The 21,035-nt window shown below is 71.6% G+C and carries 17 protein-coding genes; 13 read left to right on the forward strand and 4 right to left on the reverse strand.

Going from position 1 to position 21,035, the window contains the following annotated elements; all coding sequences use genetic code 11:
• Positions 1–214 precede the first annotated feature (214 nt).
• From ACFE8Y_RS03895 to ACFE8Y_RS03950, 12 genes are all read left to right on the forward strand, one after another.
• Positions 215–781, forward strand: coding sequence for a hypothetical protein (locus tag ACFE8Y_RS03895; protein ID WP_375463078.1), 567 nt, complete (start codon positions 215–217; stop codon positions 779–781).
• Between the two features lie 188 nt (positions 782–969).
• Positions 970–2,841 carry a glycoside hydrolase family 15 protein gene (locus ACFE8Y_RS03900; protein WP_375463079.1) on the forward strand — a complete coding sequence of 624 codons (1,872 nt, stop codon included), beginning with the start codon at positions 970–972 and terminating at the stop codon, positions 2,839–2,841.
• Between the two features lie 22 nt (positions 2,842–2,863).
• Positions 2,864–4,939: a transketolase gene (gene tkt, locus ACFE8Y_RS03905; RefSeq protein ID WP_375463080.1), complete on the forward strand. Its 2,076-nt coding sequence runs from the start codon at positions 2,864–2,866 to the stop codon at positions 4,937–4,939.
• Between the two features lie 196 nt (positions 4,940–5,135).
• Positions 5,136–7,985, forward strand: a complete 2,850-nt coding sequence (locus tag ACFE8Y_RS03910) for a bifunctional transaldolase/phosoglucose isomerase (protein WP_375463081.1) — start codon at positions 5,136–5,138, stop codon at positions 7,983–7,985.
• Between the two features lie 59 nt (positions 7,986–8,044).
• A complete protein-coding gene (gnd, locus tag ACFE8Y_RS03915) occupies positions 8,045–9,022 on the forward strand; it encodes a phosphogluconate dehydrogenase (NAD(+)-dependent, decarboxylating) (RefSeq protein WP_375463102.1) in 978 nt (325 codons plus the stop codon).
• On the forward strand, positions 9,023–9,754 hold the full coding sequence (gene pgl / locus ACFE8Y_RS03920) for a 6-phosphogluconolactonase (protein ID WP_375463082.1): 732 nt from the start codon (positions 9,023–9,025) through the stop codon (positions 9,752–9,754).
• A 197-nt stretch (positions 9,755–9,951) separates the two neighbouring features.
• Positions 9,952–11,004 (forward strand): HD-GYP domain-containing protein, encoded by a 1,053-nt coding sequence (locus ACFE8Y_RS03925; RefSeq protein WP_375463083.1) that lies wholly within the window; start codon positions 9,952–9,954, stop codon positions 11,002–11,004.
• Between the two features lie 191 nt (positions 11,005–11,195).
• Positions 11,196–12,152: a hypothetical protein gene (locus ACFE8Y_RS03930; RefSeq protein WP_375463084.1), complete on the forward strand. Its 957-nt coding sequence runs from the start codon at positions 11,196–11,198 to the stop codon at positions 12,150–12,152.
• A gap of 127 nt (positions 12,153–12,279) precedes the next feature.
• Complete coding sequence (locus ACFE8Y_RS03935; protein ID WP_375463085.1) at positions 12,280–13,167, forward strand: putative selenate ABC transporter substrate-binding protein; 888 nt, start codon at positions 12,280–12,282, stop codon at positions 13,165–13,167.
• Between the two features lie 6 nt (positions 13,168–13,173).
• A complete protein-coding gene (locus tag ACFE8Y_RS03940) occupies positions 13,174–13,842 on the forward strand; it encodes an ATP-binding cassette domain-containing protein (RefSeq protein ID WP_375463086.1) in 669 nt (222 codons plus the stop codon).
• Positions 13,839–15,368 (forward strand): PhnE/PtxC family ABC transporter permease, encoded by a 1,530-nt coding sequence (locus ACFE8Y_RS03945; RefSeq protein ID WP_375463087.1) that lies wholly within the window; start codon positions 13,839–13,841, stop codon positions 15,366–15,368. Before ACFE8Y_RS03940 ends, ACFE8Y_RS03945 begins: the two co-directional genes overlap by 4 nt.
• Positions 15,362–16,315, forward strand: a complete 954-nt coding sequence (locus tag ACFE8Y_RS03950) for a D-2-hydroxyacid dehydrogenase family protein (RefSeq protein WP_375463088.1) — start codon at positions 15,362–15,364, stop codon at positions 16,313–16,315. Before ACFE8Y_RS03945 ends, ACFE8Y_RS03950 begins: the two co-directional genes overlap by 7 nt.
• A gap of 32 nt (positions 16,316–16,347) precedes the next feature.
• Here ACFE8Y_RS03950 and fghA read toward each other — a convergent pair whose 3' ends face one another.
• The 3 genes from fghA to ACFE8Y_RS03965 form a co-directional block, all read right to left on the reverse strand.
• On the reverse strand, positions 16,348–17,181 hold the full coding sequence (gene fghA / locus ACFE8Y_RS03955; protein ID WP_375463089.1) for an S-formylglutathione hydrolase: 834 nt from the start codon (positions 17,179–17,181) through the stop codon (positions 16,348–16,350).
• 188 nt (positions 17,182–17,369) lie between these two features.
• Positions 17,370–18,503: an S-(hydroxymethyl)glutathione dehydrogenase/class III alcohol dehydrogenase gene (locus tag ACFE8Y_RS03960; RefSeq protein ID WP_375463090.1), complete on the reverse strand. Its 1,134-nt coding sequence runs from the start codon at positions 18,501–18,503 to the stop codon at positions 17,370–17,372.
• A gap of 252 nt (positions 18,504–18,755) precedes the next feature.
• A complete protein-coding gene (locus tag ACFE8Y_RS03965; RefSeq protein ID WP_375463091.1) occupies positions 18,756–18,998 on the reverse strand; it encodes a DUF6894 family protein in 243 nt (80 codons plus the stop codon).
• A 482-nt stretch (positions 18,999–19,480) separates the two neighbouring features.
• On the opposite strand from ACFE8Y_RS03965, the gene ACFE8Y_RS03970 reads away from it, so the two are divergent.
• Positions 19,481–20,173: a class I SAM-dependent methyltransferase gene (locus ACFE8Y_RS03970; protein WP_375463092.1), complete on the forward strand. Its 693-nt coding sequence runs from the start codon at positions 19,481–19,483 to the stop codon at positions 20,171–20,173.
• 3 nt (positions 20,174–20,176) lie between these two features.
• Here the strand turns inward: ACFE8Y_RS03970 and kdsA are convergent, their stop codons facing one another.
• Positions 20,177–21,034 (reverse strand): 3-deoxy-8-phosphooctulonate synthase, encoded by an 858-nt coding sequence (kdsA, locus tag ACFE8Y_RS03975; RefSeq protein WP_375463093.1) that lies wholly within the window; start codon positions 21,032–21,034, stop codon positions 20,177–20,179.
• Position 21,035 lies beyond the last annotated feature (1 nt).

Consider the following 21,035-nt stretch of genomic DNA (forward strand, 5'->3'; position numbering starts at 1 on the left):
CGCAAGCGGCGTGCCCCGTTCGCCCGCCCGTCCCGGCCGCGCAGGCGCAGAGATTTTGCCGCAGGTCGGAATTCTTTGTCACGCGAGGCCCGTTTTTCGGGCCTGATCCCCGCGCCCGGTCGGATACGGACCGGAAAGCAAACGGCCGCGCTTCCGCCGCAAAGGCGGGCTCAACCTGGGTGCAGCGATACGGGCGAGAGGTTCGAAGGATCGGATGCCGAAGCCAGCCCCGCGCGATGCCTTTGATGCCGGCCGCCTGTCCCTGCCCTTCCTGCCGACGCTGGTGACGGCGCTCGCGCTGGGTGCGGCCTCGCTGCTGTGCCGGGAGCCGGTCCCGGCTGCGCCGGTCTCCCCGGCGCCTTCGGCCTCCGTCGAGCCCCACGCCTTCCACGCGGCCCTGCCGGCCGAGGCCGCCCTGCCCCGCCCCCCCGCCGTGCTTGCGTTCGCCCAGCGATACCCCTTGAGCCCCGCTCTGCGCGAACCGAGGGCCGCACCGCCGACCGCCCGGCTCGCCACCGCCGGCCCGATCCGGCACGCCTGCATCGGCCCGCGCTGCTCCGAGGGCGTCCCGCGGCGAACCGATCCCCTCGCCGCGAAGCCGCCGCAGCCGGCCGCAGCCGAGGCGGAGGCCGGCGACGGCCTGCTGCCGGACCTCGCCCTTCCCTTCGCCCCCGCCTTCGCCCCCGCCGCGCGCGTCGCGGGCGAGGCCGCCGCCCTCGTCCGGACCGGCGCCGCCTCGATCGGGGGCACGGTCTCGGTCCTGGTCGAGCGGATGCGCTGAGCCGCGTTCCTACGGCCCTTCGTCACCCTGCAAGACCTCGCTGCAAGACCTCGCACAAGACCTCGGCCGGCGCGCGCTCGGCGCGAGCGTACCCGCAATGTCCCGGGCGGCCTGGACCGCCGAGGTCCATCGACCTAGTTGCACCGCATCGGAGAGGCCCGGCCTTCCGGCCGCGACGGAACCGGTTCATGGCGGCACGCATCGAGGATTACGCCCTCGTCGGCGACGGGCGCACCGCCGCGCTGATCAGCCGGCAGGGCAGCGTCGACTGGCTGTGCTGGCCCCGCTTCGACGCCTCCGCGCTGTTTGCCGCCCTGCTCGGCACCGAGGAGCACGGGTTCTGGCGCGTCGCGCCGGTCGCCGGCCACGTCGAGACCACGTGGGCCTACCGCGAGGGCAGCCTCGTGCTGGAGACCCACCACACGACCCGCGAGGGCGCGGTGCGCGTCATCGACTACATGCCCGCCGGCGACGGATCGCACCTGATCCGCCTCGTCGAGGGACTGCACGGGCGCGTCGCGATGCGCATGGATCTCGCGATGCGGTTCGATTACGGCTCGGCCGTTCCCTGGGTCACCCAGAACGAGCTCGGCGACCTGCGGGCGATCTCGGGTCCGCACAAGGCGGTGCTGCGCACCAAGGCGCCGCTGGAGGGCTCCGGCCAGACCACCGTTTCGGAGTTCACGGTCGGGGCCGGCGAGTCGGTCGCCTTCACCCTGAGCTACGGCGTCAGCCACGAGGACGACCCGCCGCCGATCGAGCCGCGCAAGGTGCTGGCCGAGACCGACCGGTTCTGGCGCGACTGGTCCGGGCGCTGCGCCGCGGGCACGCCCTGGGATGCGATGCTGAAGCGCTCGCTCCTGACGCTCAAGGCGCTGATCTACACGCCGACCGGCGGGATCGTGGCCGCGCCCACCACCTCGCTTCCGGAGGAGCTCGGGGGCGTGCGCAACTGGGACTACCGCTTCTGCTGGCTGCGCGACTCGACCTTCACGCTGCTGGCGCTGATGGACGGCGGTTTCCTCGACGAGGCCCGCGCGTGGCGCGACTGGCTCCAGCGGGCGGTGGCCGGCAACCCGGAGCAGGCCCACATCCTCTACGGCATCGCCGGCGAGCGGCTGCTGCCCGAGATCGAGCTCGACTGGCTGCCCGGCTACGAGGGCTCGAAGCCGGTGCGCGTCGGCAACGCCGCCGTCTCCCAGTTCCAGCTCGACGTCTACGGCGAGCTGTTCGACGCGCTCTACCAGGCGCGGAGCAGGGGCATGCCCACCGACAAGGACGGCTGGCGCGTCGGGCTCGCCATCCTCACGCACCTGGAGAAGGTCTGGAGCGAGCCGGACGAGGGCATCTGGGAGGTGCGCGGCGGGCGCAAGCACTTCGTTCATTCCAAGGTCATGGCCTGGGTCGCCTTCGACCGGGCGATCCGCAGCTACACCGACGCGCCGGACGCGCCGGTCGAGCGCTGGATCGAGATCCGCGACGCGATCCACGCGCAGGTCTGCGAGAAGGGCTTCGACGCCGAGCTCAACAGCTTCGTGCAGTCTTACGGCTCGAAGGCGTTGGACGCGAGCCTGCTGCTCATCGCGCATATGGGCTTCCTGCCCCAGGACGACCCGCGGGTGGTGGGCACCGTCGAGGCGATCGGGCGCGGCCTGATGCGCGACGGCTTCGTCCTGCGCTACGACACGCAAGGGCAGACCACCGACGGACTGCCCGGCGGCGAGGGCGCCTTCCTGCCGTGCACGTTCTGGTACGCCGACAACCTGATCGGGCTCGGGCGCCGCGACGAGGCGCGGGCGATCATCGAGCGCCTGATCGGGATCTGCAACGACCTCGGCCTCGTGTCCGAGGAGTACGACGTGGCGGCCAAGCGGCTGGTGGGCAACTTCCCGCAGGCTTTCACACACGTCGCCCTCGTCAACACCATCCTCAATTACAGCCGGGCTGTAGATCCCGCCGAGGAGCGGAGCATCGAGGCCGGCGGGATCGGGCCGGCCCGGGCGCCGGGCCCGCGGGCCCGGAACTTGCGCAGGGTCGCGACGGGCGCCGCGTCGCACTGACGACAACGGGGAAGACGACACCATGAGCGGAGCAGACAGCGCGCCCAAGACGGCGCTTTCCGAGATCGACAAGCTCTCGATCGACACGATCCGGACGCTGGCGATCGACGCGGTGCAGAAGGCCAACTCCGGCCACGCCGGCGCGCCGATGGCGCTGGCCCCGGTCGCCTACACCCTGTGGAACCGCTACCTGCGCTACGACCCGGCCCATCCCCACTGGCCGAACCGCGACCGCTTCGTGCTCTCCTGCGGCCACGCCTCGATGCTGCTCTACGCGCTGCTGCATCTGGCCAACGTGGCGGAAAAGGACGGCGGCAACGCGCCCGCCGTGCGGCTGGAGGACATCAAGACCTTCCGCCAGCTCGACAGCCGCACGCCGGGGCACCCGGAATACCACTTCACCACCGGCGTCGAGACCACCACCGGGCCGCTCGGCCAGGGCGTGGCGAACTCCGTCGGCATGGCGATGGGCGGCCGCTTCCTCGGCGAGCGCCTGAACCGGCCCGGCCTGCCGCTGTTCGACTACAACGTCTACGCGATCTGCTCGGACGGCGACCTGATGGAGGGCGTCGCCTCCGAGGCCGCCTCGATCGCGGGCCACCTGCGCCTGGCAAACCTCTGCTGGATCTACGACAACAACACCATCACCATCGAGGGCCACACCGAACTCGCGTTCAGCGAGGAGATCGCGACGCGCTTCCTCGCCTACGGGTGGCAGGTGCTGCGGGTCGCCGACGCCAACGACGTGCCGGCGATCGCCCACGCCCTGGAGACCTTCCTCGGGTCCGGCGACCGGCCGACGATCATCATCGTCAACTCGATCATCGGCTTCGGCGCGCCCAAGAAACAGAACACCTCCAAGGCCCATTCCGACGCGCTGGGCGAGGACGAGGTCAAGGGCGCCAAGCGCGCCTACGGCTGGCCGGAGGATGCGGTGTTCCTGGTGCCGGACGGCGTCCATGAGAACTTCGCCGACGGCATCGGCAAGCGCGGCGCGGGCCTGCGCGACGCGTGGCTCGGCCTCCTGAACACGGCGCGTGAGCGCGATGCGGCCCACGCCGAGGACCTCGACGCGTTCCTGGAAGGGCGCCTGCCGGAGGGCTGGGACCGGGACATCCCGGTGTTCGAGCCCGACGCCAAGGGGATCGCGACGCGCGAATCCTCGGGCAAGGTGCTCAACGCCATCGCGCAGCACGTGCCGTTCATGCTCGGCGGCTCGGCCGACCTGGCACCGTCGAACAAGAGCAACCTCACCTTCGAGGGGGCCGGCTCGCTCACCCCGTTCGAGCCGGGCGGGCGCAACATCCACTTCGGGGTGCGCGAGCACGCGATGGGCTCGATCGTGAACGGCCTCGGGCTCTCGGGGCTACGCGCCTACGGCGCGACCTTCCTGGTCTTCGTCGACTACATGCGGCCGCCGGTGCGGCTCGCCTCGCTGATGGAACTGCCGATCTTCCACATCTTCACCCACGACTCGATCGGCGTCGGCGAGGACGGCCCGACCCACCAGCCGGTGGAGCAGTTGCTCTCCTTGCGCTGCATCCCCGGCCTCGTCACCCTGCGCCCGGCCGACGCCAACGAGGTCGCGGAAGCCTACAAGGTCATCTTCTCGCTGAAGGACCAGCCGGCGGTGCTGGCGCTCTCGCGCCAGCCGCTGCCGACGGTCGACCGCACCAAGTTCGGGAGCGCGGCGGGCGTCGCCAAGGGCGCCTACGTGCTCGCGGGCGGCGACGCGACGCCTGCGGTGATCCTGATCGGATCGGGCTCCGAGGTGCAGCTCTGCATGCAGGCCTACGAGGCGCTGACGGCGGAAGGGATCAAGGCGCGCGTCGTCTCGATGCCGTCCTGGGACCTGTTCGAGCGGCAGGACGAGGCCTACCGCAACGGCGTCCTGCCGCCGGACGTGCTGGCGCGGGTCGCCGTCGAGCAGGGCTCGGTGATCGGCTGGGACCGCTACGCGGGATCGTCCGGCGCGATCATCGGCATGTCGACCTTCGGTTCGTCCGCCCCGATCAAGGACCTCCAGGCGAAGTTCGGGTTCACGCCCGAGAAGGTGCTCCAGGCCGCCCGCGACCAGATCGCCAAGCACACGCGTTGACGTCCGAGGCGGGGGTCCCCTCTCCCGTTCGGGAGAGGGACAGGGTGAGGGATGAGAACTGTCCGGAGAGGTCACGCCCCTCACCCCAACCCTCTCCCCATGGGAGAGGGGGCCCGGCGGCCCCACGTAAGCATCCGGACGCACGACCGCGCCGCCACGCGTTGCGCGCTCCCCCGACACGGCAAGGATGATCGACATGAACGCGCTCAAGGCCCTGCACACGGAACAGGATCAGGCGGTCTGGCTCGACTTCGTCGCCCGCGGCTTCATCGCCAAGGGCGAGCTGAAGGCGCTGGTCGAGAACGACGGCCTGCGCGGCGTCACCTCGAACCCGTCGATCTTCGAGAAGGCGATCGGGCATTCCGACGAGTACGACGCCAGCCTGAAGGCGGTGCAGGAGGCGGGCGACGCCCGCGTCATCGACCTCTACGAGGGGCTCGCCATCGCCGACATCCAGGCGGCGGCCGACGTGCTCCGCCCCGTCTACGAGGCGAGCGACGGGGCCGACGGCTACGTCAGCCTCGAAGTCTCGCCCTACCTCGCCCTCGACACCGAGGCCACGCTCGAGGAGGCCCGCAGGCTCCACAAGGCGGTGGCCCGCGACAACCTGATGGTGAAGGTGCCCGCGACCCCCGAGGGCATCCCGGCGATCCGGCAGCTCACGGCGGAGGGCATCTCGATCAACGTCACCTTGCTGTTCTCGCAAGGGGAGTACGAGAAGGTCGCCCGCGCCTTCGTCGAGGGGCTCGACGCGCGTGCGAAGAACGGCGGCGACGTCTCGCGGATCGCGAGCGTTGCGAGCTTCTTCATCAGCCGCATCGACGTGCTCGCCGACAAGCTCCTGGACGAGAAGATCGGGCAGGCCAACGACCCGGACCAGAAGGCCGCCCTGGAGCGCCTCAAGGGCAAGGTCGCGATCGCCAACGCCAAGCTCGCCTACCAGCGCTACAAGGCGGTCTTCGCCGAGCCGAAATGGACGGCGCTGGCCGACAAGGGCGCCAAGGCGCAGCGCCTGCTCTGGGCCTCGACGGGCACCAAGAACAAGGCCTATCGCGACGTGGTCTACGTCGAGGAGCTGATCGGCCCGAACACCGTCAACACCATGCCGCCCGCCACCATGGACGCGTTTCGCGATCACGGCGCGGTGCGCAACGCGATCGAGGAGGACGTGGCCGGCGCCGAGGCCGTGATGGCGGCTCTGGCGCGGGCTGGGATCGACATTGAGGCGGTGGCCAAGCAACTGGTCGAGGAGGGCGTGCAGCTCTTCATCGACGCCGCCGACAAGCTGCTCGGCGCGGTCGCGGGCAAGCGCGTGGCGCTGCTCGGGCATCGCCTCGACCACCAGAGCCTGAAGCTCGGCGAGGCGCTCGCCGCCGAGACCGGCAAGACCGTCGAGGCGTGGCGCGCGAGCGGCGCGATCCGCCGGTTCTGGGCGCACGACACCAGCGTGTGGTCGGGTGCCGACGAGGACAAGTGGCTCGGCTGGCTGCGCATCGTCGAGGACGAGCTGGAGCACGCCGACGATTACGCGGCGCTCGCCTCCTGGGTGAGGACCCAAGCGTTCAGCGACGTGGTGGTGCTCGGCATGGGCGGCTCCAGCCTCGGGCCGGAGGTGCTCGGCCTGACCTACGGCCGCCGTGAGGGCTTCCCGAAGCTCAGCATCCTCGATTCGACCAACCCCGACGAGGTGCGGGCGCTGGAATCCGCCCTCGACCTGCCGCGCACGCTGTTCATCGTCGCCTCGAAGTCCGGCTCGACGCTCGAGCCCAACGTGTTCCGCGACTATTTCCTGGCGCGGATGAAGGCAGTCGTTGGCGACAAGGCGGGAGATCATTTCCTGGCGGTCACCGACCCTGGTTCGGCCATGGAGCAGGCCGCCAAGTCCGATAACTTTAAGAAAATCTTCCACGGCGTGCCGTCGATCGGCGGGCGCTACTCGGTGCTCTCGGCCTTCGGGCTGGTGCCGGCGGCCTGCATCGGCATCGACGTGCGCGATGTCCTGGAGCGGGCGCGGATCATGGTCCGCTCCTGCGGCCCGGCTGTGCCGCCGACCGAGAACCCCGGCGTGCTGCTGGGCGCGGCGATGGGCACCGCGGGCTTGGCCGGGCGCGACAAGGTGACGATCGTCGCCTCGCCGCCGATCGCGAGCTTCGGAGGATGGGCCGAGCAGCTCATCGCGGAATCGACGGGCAAGCAGGGCAAGGGCCTGATCCCGATCGACGGCGAGCCGATCGACGTGCCGGCGGTCTACGGGCACGACCGCCTGTTCGTGTACCTGCGGCTCGACGGCCACGCCGACGAGCGCCAGGACGAGGCCCTGCGCAGCCTGGAGCGCGAGGGCCATCCGGTGGTGCGGATCACCCTCGACACGGTCGAGCAACTGCCCCAGGAGTTCTTCCGCTTCGAGATGGCCACCGCGGTGGCGGGCGGCGTGCTCGGCATCAACCCGTTCGACCAGCCCGACGTCGAGGCGAGCAAGATCGAGACGAAGAAGCTGTTCGAAGCCGCCGAGGCGAGCGGATCGCTGCCCGCCGAGACGCCGCTGTTCGAGGACGACGCCTTCGCGCTCTACGCGGACCCGAAGAACGCCGACGCCCTTCCCCAGGCCCACGACGGCCTTGAGGCGGCCGTGGCGGCGCAAGTCGGCCGCCTCAAGGCGGGCGACTACTTCGCGCTCTTGGCCTACGTGCCCCGCAACGCGGCCAACGCGGCGACCCTGCAGCGGGCCCGGCTCGCCGTGCGGGACGCGAAGCACGTGGCGACCTGCCTGGAATTCGGCCCGCGCTTCCTGCACTCGACGGGGCAGGCCTACAAGGGCGGACCGGCGAGCGGCGTCTTCCTCCAGATCACCGCCGATCCGGCGCACGATCTCGCGATCCCTGGACGCAAGCTCGGCTTCGGCACGGTGGTTGCTGCGCAGGCGCGCGGCGACGTCTCGGTGCTCGCCGAGCGCGGGCGCCGCGCCCTGCGGGTGCACATCAAGGGCGGCGACGTGGCGGCGGGACTGAAGCGGATCGCGGCGGCACTGACGGCGGCGGTGGGATAGCCGAGGACCGCTGGTCGGGTGTCGGGTCGATGCGGCAGGTGTTCAGGAGCGAGAAAACAATGCAACTCGGCATGATCGGCCTCGGCCGGATGGGCGGCAACATCGTCCGGCGGCTCCTGCGGGAAGGACACACCGCGGTGGTCTTCGACCAGAGCCCGGGGGCGGTCGCGGCCCTGGTCGAGGCCGGCGCGGTCGGCGCCGACAGCCTGGAAGATTTCGTCGCCAAGCTCGACCTGCCGCGCGCCGCCTGGGTGATGCTGCCGGCCGGCGCGATCACGGAGGCCACCGTGAAGACGCTCGGCGGCCTGATGCAGGCCGACGACGTGATCATCGACGGCGGCAACTCGTTCTACGGCGACGACGTGCGCCGCGCCGGCGAACTGAAGGCCAAGGGCATCCACTACGTCGATGTCGGCACGTCCGGCGGCGTGTGGGGGCTGGAGCGCGGCTACTGCATGATGATCGGCGGCGCCGCGGCGGCCGTCGACCGCCTCGATCCGATCTTCAAGACCCTGGCGCCGGGCATCGGCGACATCCCGAAGACGCCGGGCCGCGAGGGCCGCGACCCCCGGGCCGAGGAGGGCTACATCCATGCCGGTCCGAGCGGGGCCGGCCACTTCGTCAAGATGATCCACAACGGCATCGAGTACGGCCTGATGCAGGCCTACGCCGAAGGATTCGACATCCTCAAGCACGCCGACTCCGAGAACCTGCCGCCCGAGCGCCGGTTCGACCTCAACCTCGGCGACATCGCCGAGGTTTGGCGCCGGGGCAGCGTGGTGTCGTCGTGGCTGCTCGACCTCACCGCGAGCGCGCTCGCGGGCGACGAGCACCTCGACGGCTTCTCCGGCTACGTCGAGGATTCCGGCGAGGGGCGCTGGACGATCAACGCGGCGATCGAGGAATCCGTGCCGGCCACCGTGCTCTCGAACGCGCTCTACCGCCGCTTCCGCTCCCGTGAGCAGGCGAGCTACGCCGACAAGATGCTCTCGGCGATGCGGAAGGGCTTCGGTGGCCACCAGGAGCCCAAGGCGTAGATGGCGATCGCCCTGCCGGCCGGCGCCGAAATCCTGCCCGATCCCGACGCCTTGGCCCGGGCAGCCGCGGACCGCCTGATCGCGGTCTGCGCGGCCGCGCCGGCCGAGCGCATCGCGGTCTGCCTGTCCGGCGGCTCGACGCCCAAGCGCCTCTACGAACGTCTCGCCGGCCCGGACTACGTGGGGCGCGTGCCGTGGGGGCGCGTTCACTGGTTCTTCGGCGACGACCGGGTGGTGCCCTGGGACGACGCGCGCAGCAACGTCCGCATGGTGCGCGAGGCCTTCGGCCACGGCGCGCCGGTTCCGGCGACGCACCTGCACCTCATCCCCTCCGACGCGGGCGCGGAGACCGGCGCGGCCGCCTACGCGCGCGCGCTGCTGGACTTCTACGGCGCGGACAGGCTCGATCCGGGCCGGCCGCTGTTCGACCTCGTCCTGCTCGGGCTCGGCGAGGACGGCCACACCGCCTCGCTGTTCCCGGGCAAGCCGGCGCTCGCGGCCGAGGCGCTGGCCGCCCCGGTGCCGGAGGCGGGCCTGGCGCCGCACGTGCCGCGCATCACCCTGACCTTCCCGGCGCTCGCCTCCTCCGCCCTGGTGCTGTTCCTGGTCGCCGGAGCGGGCAAGCGCGACGCCCTCCGCAGGCTCAGCGCCGGCGAGGACCTGCCGGCAGGCCGCGTCACCAGCCTCGGCCGCGTCGTCTGGATGGTGGATGCGGCCGCAGCCGACGCCTGAGCCGATGCAGGTTCGGCCGGTGCGGGCGGCCTTGGGCGTCAACGGCCCGCATGCGAAGTTGGCGGGGCGCAGGATTCCGTTCACGCATACGAGGTATGTAACTCCCCAAGCCAAGTTGCGGCCGCTAAACTCAAGCCTCAACGCGGTACCCGCACCCGAAGTCGAGGTGCGCGGATGAGCCGGGGATACGTCGTTCGATGCGTGCGGACACGCTGGTTCTGTTCACCGACCAGACCGACCGCAGCGCTGTCCTCGCCGAGACCCTCGACCAGATCGCCCCGTGCCGGGTTCTGTCGGTGGGGGATACCGATGCGAACGGCGCCTGTCTCGGCCTCGTCGCCGATGTCGACCTGCTCCGGCCCGCAACGGTCCGCGGGTTGCGCACGCTGCTCGCGACCGTCCGTCGTCCGGGCCTGCCCTTCATCTGTCTCACCCGTCGGATGGGAAACCGCAGCCTTGCCGAGGCCCGCGCGCTGGGCGCCGGCCTGAGCCTTCCCGTGGACACGGCCCCGGAGACGGTGGCCGAGGCCCTGCTGGCCCATCTCCAGCCCCCGCGCTCGATCCGTGAGGCGAAGGTCGCCCGCGGCGTCGATCGGGCCGGCACGGCCCTGACCCGCCTGCTCGACACGGCACGCGCCCACGACACCGTCGATGCCGCGACCGTCGAGGGTGGCCTCGGTCCGATCCTCACCGCGGTCGGCGCGGGCGGGCTCGCCTGCTGGCTCGACACCGTGCGAAGCTACGACGACGGCACCTATCAGCACTGCCTGCTGGTGGCGGGGCTCGCCGCGCGGTTCAGCATCGATCTCGGCTTCTCCGCGGCCGATCAGCAGCAATTGGTGCGCGCCGCCCTCGTCCACGATGTCGGCAAGGCCCGCATCCCGCTCGACATCCTGAACAAGCCCGGCCGCCTCGATCCGGACGAGGTCGCGATCATGCGCACGCACGCCGGGCTCGGCCACGAGATCCTCGTCGCCGCCGGCGGCTTCGACGCGCCGACCCTCGCGGTGGTGCGCCATCACCACGAGATGCTCGACGGCTCGGGGTATCCGGACGGTCTCGCCGGCTCGGAGATCGGGGACATCGTCCGCCTGACGACGATCTGCGACATCTACGCCGCGCTCGTGGAGCGACGGCCCTACCGCGCGCCGATGCGGAGCGCGGACGCGATGGCCGTGCTGACGGGCATGGCGGGCAAGCTCGACGCGGCCCTGGTCAGGGCCTTCGCGCGCACCGTCGCGAAGACCTGATCGATCCTAAAGCATTTTCCAGCGAGGTGGTGACCGGGTTGCGTAAAGAAAATGCGACCTCACAAGGGGATAGAGCACCTTCCGTGATCCAAGGATCATGGAAGGTGCTCTAGCGCGTGGCTTGCCGCCCGCGGCATCGCGGGCCGGTGCCCCGCATCGCCAGCGCGGGTTCGGCGTGGCAGGATTGCGGGATGACAGCCTTCCTCGCCGTTCGGGCGGCCGCCCTCGCCTGCGCCTGCCTCGGCGCGCTCGCCGCGCCCGCGAGGGCCGAGGACGGCCCGGAGATCGTCTGGCCGGACCCGGCCGGCGGCCTCGCGATCCGGCGTCCGTTCGGGGCGTCCGAGATCGTCCTGCGCCTGTCGTCGCGCAACGCCGGCGCCGTCGACAGCCTGACCTGGGCCGGCACCGAATTCGTCAACAGCTTCGACCACGGCCGCGAACTGCAATCGGCCTCCGCCTTCGATGCGTACGGCGAGTGCCTCAACCCGACCGAGGCGGGCAGCGCCGCCGACGGCACGGGCGGCCGCAGCACCAGCCTGCTGACGGGTCTGCGCCACGGCCGGGCCTGGGTCGAGGCCGAGACGCGGATGGCCTACTGGCTGGCGCCGGGGCAGACCTCCGCGGGCTGCGCCCGCGGCGCCGGCCCTTATTCCGGCGCGCTGTCCGAGCACACCCTGCGCAAGCGCGCGGCGGTCGGCCTGCCCGGCATCCCGAACGCGATCGAGATCCAGGCGAGCTTCGATCTGCCCCACGCCTACGACTCCGCGACCTTCGAGGTGCTGACGGCCTACATGCCGCCCGGCTTCTCGCAGTTCTGGACCTTCGATCCGAGGAACCGCACCCTGGCGCCCCTCTCGCACGATTCCGGCGAGCAGGGCCTGCCCGTCATCCTGGCGACGCCGGACGGAAGCCGGGCGATGGGCGTCTGGAGCCCCGGACTGCCGCAGCCCGGCCGGCCCAACCTCGGCTACGGCCGCTTCGACTTCGCCGCGCTGCCCGGTGCCGGCAACGCCACGGTGAAGTGGAACTGCGTGTTCCGCGAGGCGGCCCCCGCCGCCGGGCCGCACGACTACGCCTGCTACGCGGTGATCGGATCGCTCGCCGACGTGCAGGCCGGCATGGCCGCGCTGGCGAACGGGCCGCCGTGACGGGCGCGTCGTGCCGCAGGCTTCTGCGGCGTGATGACGCTGGGGGCTGACAGGCGCGTCGCTAGGTCGGTTAGGGGGTACGGCACCCACCATGGGCGCTCCACCGGAACGGGGCTGAGGCGAACGGATGCGTCAGGCACTTTGCGGGCTGCTCGTCCTTGCAGCCCTGGTCGCCGCGTCCCGGGTTGATCCGGCATCGGCGCAGGCGGGCGCCGCGCCCCCCTTCGTCTTCACCGGCATCCCGGACCAGGACGAGAGCCGCCTCGTCGAGCGCTTCGGCAGGGTCGCGGCCTACCTCGAGGGCAGGCTCGGCGTGCCGGTGAAATACATCCCGGTGAAGAACTATCCCGCCGCGGTCACCGCCTTCACCAACGGGCAGGTGCAGCTCGCGTGGTTCGGCGGCTTCACCGGCGTCCAGGCCCGCAGGGCGGTGCCGGGCTCGGCCGCGATCGCGCAAGGGGCGGAGGACGCGGCCTTCAAGACCTACCTCATCGCCAACGTCAGGACCGGCCTGAAGCCGTCCGCCGACCTGCCCCCGGCCATCGCCGGCAGGACCTTCACCTTCGGCTCGCGCGCCTCGACCTCCGGCCGCCTGATGCCGGAATACTTCATCCGGCAGGCGTTTCCCGGCAAGACCCCGGAGCAGGTCTTCGCGCGGGTGGGATTCTCGGGCGACCACAGCCGCACGATCCAGCTCGTGCAGTCCGGCGCCTTCGAGGTCGGGGCGGTCGACTACGCGGTCTGGGACCTCGACGCCAAGGCCGGCAAGGTCGATCTCGGGGCGGTCACGGTGATCTGGGAGAGCCCGACCTTCCCCGACTACCAGTGGACGGTGCGCGGCGACGTCGACGCGCGCTACGGGGCCGGTTTCACCGAGCGTCTGAGGGCCGCGCTGATCGGTATCGCCGACCCGGCGATCCTGGAGCCGTTCGGCCGCTCGAAGTTCGTTCCCGTCGACAACGCCGCCTACGATTCGCTGATCAAGGTCGGTGCCTCGACCGGCCTCCTCGACTGACCGGCGGTGGGCGCGCCCGCGATCCGGCTCGCGAATGCGGCCGCCGCCTACGACGGCCGCCCGGTTCTCTCCGGCATCGACCTCACCATCCGCGCCGGCGAGCGGGTCGCGCTGATGGGCCGCTCGGGCGCCGGCAAGTCCACGCTGATCGGGCTGATCCGGGCGCAGGCGCCCGAGCGCGTCGCCCTGGTGCCGCAGGCGGCGGCGCTGGTCGGCACGCTCTCGGTGTTCCACAACGTCTACATGGGCCGGCTCGACCGCCGCTCGACCCTGCACAACCTGCGCACCCTCGCCTTCCCCGCCGCCGCCGACATCGCCGAAATCCGCGCCGTGCTGGCCCGCGTCGGGCTTGCCGAGGCGCTGCGCGCCAAGGCCGGCGCCCTGTCCGGCGGCCAGCAGCAGCGGGTCTCGGTCGCCCGCGCGCTCTACGACGGCCGGCCGATCCTCGCGGCCGACGAGCCGGTCTCGGCGCTCGACCGCGCGCAGGGGGCCGCGGTGCTCGCCGAGATGGCCGCCGGCCACGAGACCCTGGTGGTCGCCCTCCACGACGTGGCGCTCGCGCTCGACCACACCGACCGGATCGTGGTGCTGGAGGCCGGGCGCATCGTCCTCGACGCCCCCGCGCGCGACCTCGACGCGGCGGCGCTCGCGCCGTTCTACCAAGCCGCGGCGTGATCGGGCTGCGCCGCCCGGCGCCGGGCTACGCCGCGGTCAGCCGCTGGTTCGCGGGCGGCGCGGTCGCGGCCCTGTGGCTTGCCGACCTGCGCGTCACCAGCCTCGACCCGTGGGCGGATCTCCGGCGCCTGCTCGGCGGCCTGATCCGACCCGACCTCCTCTCCGTCGAGGGCTGGAGCGTCGTCCACACCGTGGCCTTCGCGGTGCTCGGCGTGACGCTGGGCGCCGGCGCCGGCTTCCTCCTGGCGATCCCGTTTTCCCGCTCGCGCACCGTGCGCGTCGCCTGCGCCGGCCTGCGGGCGGTGCACGAATTGTTCTGGGCGCTCATCCTGATGCAGGTGTTCGGGCTCTCGGCCACCACGGGAATCCTCGCCATCGCGCTGCCCTATGCCGGTATCTGCGCCAAGGTCTATTCCGAGATCATCGAGGAGGCGGACCTTGCCGCTTTGCGCGTCCTGCCCGTCGGCACCGGCGCCGTCTCGGCCTTCCTCTACGCCCGCCTGCCGGAGGTGGGGAAAGCCTTCCGGCACTACACCCTCTACCGGTTCGAGTGCGCCATGCGCTCGACCCTGGTGCTCGGCTTCATCGGCCTGCCGACCATGGGCTTCTACCTCGAATCCGCCTTCCGGCAGGGGCGCTACGCCGAGGCCGGCGCGTTGCTCGCCGTGTTCTACGCCCTGATCGGCACCCGACGGCTCTGGGTCCGCGCGGGAAGCGTGCCGCTCCTCGTCGTCGCGAGCGCGCTGGCGCTGCCGGCGACGATCGGCGCGACGGATGTGGCCGCGAGCCTCGCGCGCTTCCTCACCCACGATATCGTGCCGGCGCCGCTGCGCGCCGGGTCCGTCCTCGATCCGGAGACCCCGGCCCGTCTCTGGGCGTGGTTCCGGCCGATCCTGACCGGACAGATCCTGCCCGGCGCGGTGCAGACGCTGGTGCTGGCGCAGATCGCGCTCCTGGCGACGGCGCTCGGCGCCCTCGTCCTGTTCCCCCTGGTCTCGCGGCGCTTCTCCGGCCGGCTGGGGTCTCTGGCCGGCCGCGTGCTCCTCGTCGTCGTGCGCTCGACGCCCGAGTACATGCTGGCCTACGTGCTGCTCCAGATGCTGGGACCCTCGATGCTGCCGGCGATCATCGCGCTCGCGGTCCACAACGCGGGCATCGTCGGCTACCTGATGGGCCGCCACGCCGATGCCCTGCCCTACCGGGCGGACGCGCCCCGCGGCCTCAATCTCTACGCCTACGAGACCGTGCCGCGGCTCTACGGGCAGTTCCTCGCCTACCTGCTCTACCGCTGGGAACTGATCCTGCGCGAGAGCGCGATCCTCGGCATCCTCGGCGTGGCGACGCTCGGGTACCACGTCGATGCGGCGATCTCGGAACTGCGCCTCGACGTGGCCGCGGTGCTGATCGCGGCCACCGCCGCCATGACGGTCGCGGTCGATGCCGCCTCGCGGGCGCTGCGGCGGTCCCTGCGCATCAACACCCTTCCGGTGCGGCTCTCCCAGCTGGTACGGTCCGACCCATGCTGACCTGTGCGATCCTCGACGACTACCAGGGCGTCGCCGCGGCGATGGCGGACTGGTCGTCGCTGCCGAACGTGGCCGTGCGCCCGTTCCGCGAGCATGTCGCCGCGCAGGACGCCCTCGTCGCGGCGATCGCCGATTGCGAGATCGTGGTGATCATGCGCGAGCGCACGCCGTTTCCGGCCGACCTGTTCGCGCGCCTGCCGCGGCTGAGGCTCCTCGTCACCACTGGCATGCGCAACGCCGCGATCGATCTGGCCGCTGCGGGCGCGCACGGGGTGGTCGTATGCGGCACCGCGAGCCATCCCGAGCCGCCGGTGGAACTGACCTGGGCGCTCATCCTGGCGCTCGCCCGCCGCATCGTGCCCGAGGCGAACGCGCTGCGGGCGGGCGGACCGTGGCAGGGGACGATCGGGACCGACCTCGCCGGCCGCCGCCTCGGCCTCCTGGGCCTCGGCAAGGTCGGCGCCCGCGTCGCCCGGATCGGGCAGGCCTTCGGGATGACGGTGAGCGCCTGGAGCGAGAACCTCACGGCCGAGCGCGCGGCGGCCGAAGGCGCCACGCTGGCGGCCTCGAAGGCTGCGTTGCTGGCCGACAGCGACGTGGTCTCGATCCACCTCGTGCTCGGTGCCCGCACCCGCGGCCTGATCGACGCCGCGGCGCTTGCGGCGATGCGGCCCCACGCCCTCCTGATCAACACCGCGCGGGCGGCGATCGTCGACGAGGCCGCGCTCCAGGCCGCCCTGCGCGCGGGCCGGATCGGCGGGGCCGGGCTCGACGTGTTCCCGGTCGAGCCGCTTCCCGCGGACTCGCCCTGGCGCAGCCTGCCCAACCTCGTGGCCACGCCCCATCTCGGCTACGTCACCGAGCGCAACTACCGCACCTACTTCCCCGAGATCGTCGCCGACATCCGCGCCTTCCTCGACGGCGCCCCGATCCGCATCATCGCGTGAGGTGACCGGGGCGACGGCGCCGGTGCGGTCGGCTACCTCAGGCGTTGCGCCGCCCAGGCGATGTGGTCGTCCATGAAGCTGGAGATGAAGAAGTAGGAGTGGTCGTAGCCCTCGCGCATGTTGAGCGTGAGAGGGATGCCGGCCGCCGCGCACGCCTCCTGGAGCAGCCACGGCCGCAGGCCATCCTGCAGGAAGCTGTCGGCCGCGCCCTGGTCGACGAGGATCTCGGGGAAGCGGTGCCCGTCCGCGATCAGCGCCGTCGCGTCGTAGGCGCGCCACGCGGCCTCGTCCGTCCCGAGGTACTTCTCGAAGGCCGGCCGCGACCAGCCGGCCGTGGAGGGCTGGACGATCGGCGCGAAGGCGGAGCAGGACTTGAAGCGGCCGGGGTTCCGCAGCGCGATCGTCAGGGCGCCGTGCCCGCCCATCGAGTGCCCGAAGATGCCCTGCCGGCTCATGTCGGCGGGGAAGTTCGCAGCGACCAGCGCCGGCAGCTCCTCCGTGACGTAGCTCCACATCCGATAGTTCTTGTCATAGGGCGCCTGCGTCGCGTCGAGATAGAAGCCGGCGCCCGAACCGAACTGCCAGTTGCCGGCCTCGTCGGGAATCCCTTCGCCGCGGGGGCTCGTGTCCGGCGCCACGACGATCACGCCGTGGCGGGCGGCGGCCTGCCGGTACTCGCCCTTGTCCATGACGTTGGCGTGGGTGCAGGTCAGGCCGGAGAGATACCACAGCACCGGCACTGGGCCTGACGCGGCCTGCGGCGGCACGAAGACCGCGAAGGTCATCGCGCATCCGGTGGTCGCGGCATCGTGCCGGTACACGCCCTGGACGCCGCCGTGCGAGAGGGCCTTCGAGACGGTTTCCATGCGGTGATCTCCTGCTCGGAAGCTCAAGGTCCCGCTCCGGGGCCAATGGTCAGCGCTACGTCGGGGCTCATGACCCAGTCTCACGGGTCATGAACCCGTGTGGTCCGGCGGAAAGGCGCAACGCGCGCCCTCTCCCGCACGGGAGAGGGGGCGCGTTGCGCCGACAGCGATTTTCCGGCAATCCAGTCTCAGTACAAGACGACGGAGCGGATCGACTTGCCCTCGTGCATCAGGTCGAAGCCGTGGTTGATCTCATCGAGCGGCATGGTGTGGGTGATCAGGTCGTCGATGTTGATCTTGCCCTCCATGTACCAGTCGACGATCTTCGGCACGTCGGTGCGGCCCCTGGCGCCGCCGAAGGCCGAGCCCTTCCAGACGCGGCCGGTGACGAGCTGGAACGGGCGGGTTGCGATTTCGCGGCCGGCCTCCGCCACGCCGATGACGATCGACTCGCCCCAGCCGCGATGGCAGCATTCGAGCGCCTGACGCATCACGTTGACGTTGCCGGTGCAGTCGAACGTGAAGTCCGCGCCGCCCCCGGTGAGGTCGACGAGCGCCTGCACGACCTTGTCGTTGCCGACCTCCTTCGGGTTGACGAAGTGAGTCATGCCGAACTTCCGCGCCATGGCCTCCTTGTCCGGGTTGATGTCGACGCCGATGATCTTGTCGGCGCCCACCATCCGGGCGGCCTGGAGCACGTTGAGACCGATGCCGCCTAAGCCGAACACCACGACGTTGGCGCCGGGCCAGACCTTCGCCGTGTAGATCACCGCGCCGACGCCGGTGGTGACGCCGCAGCCGATGTAGCAGACCTTGTCGAAGGGCGCGTCCTCCCGGATCTTCGCCAGCGCGATCGCCGGCAGCACCGTGAAGTTCGAGAACGTCGAGCAGCCCATGTAGTGGTAGACGGTGTTCGCGCCCGGGCTGCCGCCGGTGGAGGTGCAACTGAAGCGGCTGGTGCCGTCCGGCATCACGCCCTGCCCCTGCGTCGCGCGGATCGCGGTGCAGAGATTGGTGCGCCGCGACAGGCAGGACTTACAGTTGCGGCATTCCGGCGTGTAGAGCGGGATGACGTGGTCGCCGACCTTCAGCGTCGTGACGCCGGCCCCGACCTCGCGGACGATGCCCGCCCCCTCGTGGCCGAGGATCGCCGGGAACTTGCCCTCCGAATCGAGGCCCGAGAGGGTGTAGGCGTCGGTGTGGCAGATGCCGGTGGCCATCACCTCGACGAGCACCTCGCCCGCGCGCGGTCCCTCGATGTCGATGGTCTCGATGGTGAGCGGCGCCTTCGCCTCCCACGCCACGGCTGCGCGCGTCTTCATGTCGGTTCCTCATGCCGGGCCGGTGTCCGGGCGGCCCGACCGGCGCCGACGTCTCGGCCCGAGACGAAACGGCGATCCGGACGGCCCGAAGCTCTGGACGGGTGATGATGGTAACCGGACCGGGATGCAACGGCAAAGCATGGCCGCCGCAGCGGAATTCGACCGCTGCGGAGATCGTACTTCCGCTCGGTGCTCCGCGCGAGACTGCTCCCGGGGTCCGTTCGATCGCCGTGAACGGATGCCGAGGCGCCCTCAGCCGACGTCGAAGCCCTCGATGTCGAGGGAGAGCCGCGCGCGAAACACCACCTGCCGGCCTTCGTCCCGGACGATGGCGAGGTAGTCCTGCCGGTCCGGCACCGGCGCGAAGCCTTGGGCGATCTTCGACATGATGCGCACCAGCTTCTCGCGGGCCGCAGCCGCGTCGGGCAGATCGAAGCCTTCGGTGTCGCGCACGAAGTGGGCGCCGTCGTGAAGGTCGATGAAGTAGCGGGGCATTGCGTCCGAGATTCGTGGGAATTTGTCCCACCAAGATACGGCGGCCGCTCTTCAGTGGGTACGATCGTTTGGTCGCAGGGCGTCCCGGTCGGATCGCACGGCGGCGCGCCCGGGGCACCGCACCGACTCTGGGGCGGATTCGAATCTATCAGCCGCGTCGTGGCGTGAACAGACGCGGAGACCGGTCTCGTGCTCACGAAGGGGTGTTGCCGTCCCGTCCGCCTCCCCGCGCGATCGCCTCGGGGGCGCTGATCGCCAGTGTCAGCCGAGCGGGCCGGGCGGGCCACGTCGAACCTGCGTAAACCCGGGCGATGGTTGCGCCCGGCCGACACCGAGGCGATGGTGCAAGTCCGCGCCCATCCGAAGGGCAAGGGCCGCGAGCACGCGCGCCGGCGTTGCTCCGCGGCCACTCAGGGTCACCGTCCCTTCCGGGCGAGGCGCACGCCGCGCGACATGGCCCAAAGGCCTGGAGGCCCGACACCATGGATGCCCTGTCCCTCGCCGCGGACGCCTTCGACCCGCTCGGTGGGCGGCACCTGCTCGACATCGGATGCGGACCCGGCGCGATGGCGGCGGCCCTCGCGGCGCAGGGCGCGCGCGTGACCGGCATCGATCCGGGGGCTGCGGCGATCACGGCCGCCCGCGCGCGGGTGCCGGAGGCGCGCTTCGCGATCGGCTCGGCCGAGGCGCTGCCCTTCACCGACGCCGCCTTCGACGGGGCGGTGATCCTCAACGCCCTGCACCACGTGCCGGACCCACGCGCCGCGCTCGCCGAGGCGGCGCGCGTGGTGCGGCCGGGGTGTCCCGTCGTCGTGGTGGAGCCGCTGGCCGAGGGCAGCTTCTTCGCCGCGCTGAGGCCCATCGAGGACGAGACCGCGATCCGGGCGGTCGCGCAAGGAGCGATCGCCGAGGCCGTCTCGGCCGGCGCTTTCCGCTGCGCGCGGGACGTGACCTTCGTGCGCCGCGAGGTCTTCGACGGCCTCGATGCCTTCCTCGAACGGGTCTCGGTGGTGGACCCGGCACGAAGGGCCGTGATCCGCGACGACGCGGCGGTGATCGCGCGCGCCTTCGAGGCGGCAGCCGGGCGGGACGAGGCGGGCCGCCGCGTGCTGATGCAGCCGCTGCGCGCGCACATCCTCGTGGCGGCCGGGATCGGTCGAGCCAACCCTGCGTGAGGGTCAGGCCCGCGCCTTGGCCAGCCGGTCGAAGGCCAGCAGCTCGGCGAGCAGCGCCGGCATGTCCTTGAGCGCGACCATGTTCGGACCGTCGGACGGCGCAGCGTCGGGGTCGGGATGGGTCTCGATGAACACGCCCGCCACGCCGACCGCCACGGCCGCGCGCGCGAGCACGGCGACGAACTCGCGCTGACCGCCCGAACTCCCCCCCTGCCCGCCCGGCTGCTGCACCGAGTGGGTCGCGTCGAACACCACCGGCGCGCCGCCGGTGACGGAGGCCATGATCGGCAGGCTGCGCATGTCGGAGACCAGCGTGTTGTAGCCGAACGAGGCGCCGCGCTCGGTGACCATCACGTTCGGGTTGCCGGCCTGCGTCACCTTGGCGGCGACGTGGCTCATGTCCCAGGGGGCGAGGAACTGGCCCTTCTTCACGTTGATCGCGCGGCCGGTCCTGGCGGCGGCGATCAGCAGGTCGGTCTGGCGGCAGAGGAAGGCCGGGATCTGGAGCACGTCGATCACCGCGGCCGCGGGCGCGCACTGCTCGGCCGCGTGTACGTCGGTGAGCACGGGCAGACCGTACCGCTCCTTGATCTCGGCGAAGATCGGCAGCGCGTCGGCGAGCCCGATGCCGCGGGCCGCCCCGCCCGAGGTGCGGTTCGCCTTGTCGAAGGAGGCCTTGAACACGAGGCCGAGCCCGAGGGCCGCCGTCATCTCCCGCAGCGCCTCGGCGATCTCCAAGGCGTGGTTGCGGCCCTCGAGTTGGCAGGGTCCGGCGATGAGCGCGAGCGGCAGGTGGTTGCCGAAGGTAACTCCCCCGGCGCGGACGGTTCTCTTCTCGGCTCGGGCGGTCGGACTCGGCATG

Origin of the sequence: uncultured Methylobacterium sp. (genome assembly GCF_964242245.1) — a bacterium.
Taxonomy (GTDB): domain Bacteria; phylum Pseudomonadota; class Alphaproteobacteria; order Rhizobiales; family Beijerinckiaceae; genus Methylobacterium.